General features: G+C 71.9%; 2 protein-coding genes. One reads left to right on the forward strand and one right to left on the reverse strand.

What is annotated here, in order from left to right; genetic code table 11:
* Positions 1–1,142 (forward strand): adenylosuccinate synthetase (locus tag HKK72_RS39250; RefSeq protein ID WP_187239429.1); only part of this gene is annotated, 1,142 nt, incomplete at its 5' end.
* Between the two features lie 108 nt (positions 1,143–1,250).
* On the opposite strand, the gene HKK72_RS39255 is transcribed toward HKK72_RS39250, so the two are convergent.
* Positions 1,251–1,447, reverse strand: a 197-nt coding sequence (locus HKK72_RS39255; RefSeq protein ID WP_187239430.1) for a hypothetical protein, incomplete at its 5' end; no start/stop codon positions are given.

A 1,447-nucleotide genomic window follows, 5' to 3' on the forward strand; every position in this document is an offset into this window, starting at 1 on the left:
ACACGTTCGCCCAGTTCGGGTCCGGCACGTTCACGCCGGGAGTCCGCACCCACCTGTCCCGGTTCATGCTCGTCGACCCCCTGGCGCTCGCCGCGGAGGCCGGCCACCTGGCCGGTCTCGGCGTCACCGACGCGCTCGACCGGCTCACCGTGGACCGGGACGCGCTGCTCACGACCCCATTCCACCGGGCCGCGGGCCGGGCACGTGAGATCGCCCGCGGCACCGGCCGGCACGGGTCGTGCGGCATGGGCATCGGCGAGACGGCGCGCTACGCCCTGTCGCACGACGACGCTCCCCGCGCCGGAGACTGCCTGTCCCCCACCCGGCTGCGCCATCGGCTCACCGCGCTACGCGACCGGCTGACCGGCGAACTCGGGCCACTCGACGTACCCGACGTCGGGAGCTGCGCGGAGGCCTTCCTGGCCTTCGCCCGCAGGGTCCGGGTCGTCGACGGTACGTACCTGCACGACCTGCTGCATGACGGCGACGTCGTCTTCGAGGGTGCGCAGGGGGTACTGCTCGACGAATGGCACGGCTTCCACCCGTACACCACCTGGTCGACGACCACCTTCGCCAACGCGCAGGCACTGCTCGACGAGGCGGGCCTGCCGCCCGCGACCCGGCTCGGCGTGCTGCGGACGTACATGACCCGGCACGGGCCTGGCCCGTTCGTCACCGAGGACCCCGCGCTCACCGCCGACCTGCCCGACCGGCACAACGGCTTCGGCCGTTGGCAGGGCGCCTTCCGGGTCGGCCATCTCGACACGGTGGCGCTGCGCTACGCACTCGAGGTCGCCGGTGGGGCCGACGCCCTCGCCGTCACCCACCTCGACACCGCCGCGTCCCGCACCGACCTGCGGATCTGCCGGTCCTACGACATCGGCGGCGAGATCCTGGACCGGCTCCCCACCGGACCGCCCGGCGATCTCGACCGGCAACGGCGGCTCACCCAGCGGCTGCTCACCGCCCGCCCGTTGTACGGCGAGGCACCGGCAGACTGGATCACCACCATCGAGGAGGAACTCCGCGTCCCCGTCGCCCTGGGCTCCTACGGACCCACGACCGCGGACAAACAGCTGATCACCGGAACAGACGTAGAACCACGGCCCCGGGCGTCGCATGAATCGCGGCTCCTCCCGTGACAATGCACGCACATGGCACCTGAAGCCCTCGGCCGACTGGGTGCAGCTGTCAGAGCCCTCCACCTGGACCTGCGGTCCGGTGAGCTGCGAACCCGGACGGTCACCGGTCTACGAGGTGGATCGCCGGTCGCGGAAGAGGCGCGGCGGCCATGAGACGCCGCTAAGTTCCCCGCGGGCCCGCAGCAGCGCCATTCGCTCCCCGGTGGCGAAGGCCCTGGCAAGTTCTCCGCGCACCGTGGGGCCCGCTATCACGCACTTGGAGATGTAGTGGATGCCGACGGTGATGATCAGCAGGCCGGTCACGT

The organism is Actinomadura sp. HBU206391 (assembly GCF_014323665.1).
Taxonomy (GTDB): domain Bacteria; phylum Actinomycetota; class Actinomycetes; order Streptosporangiales; family Streptosporangiaceae; genus Actinomadura_C.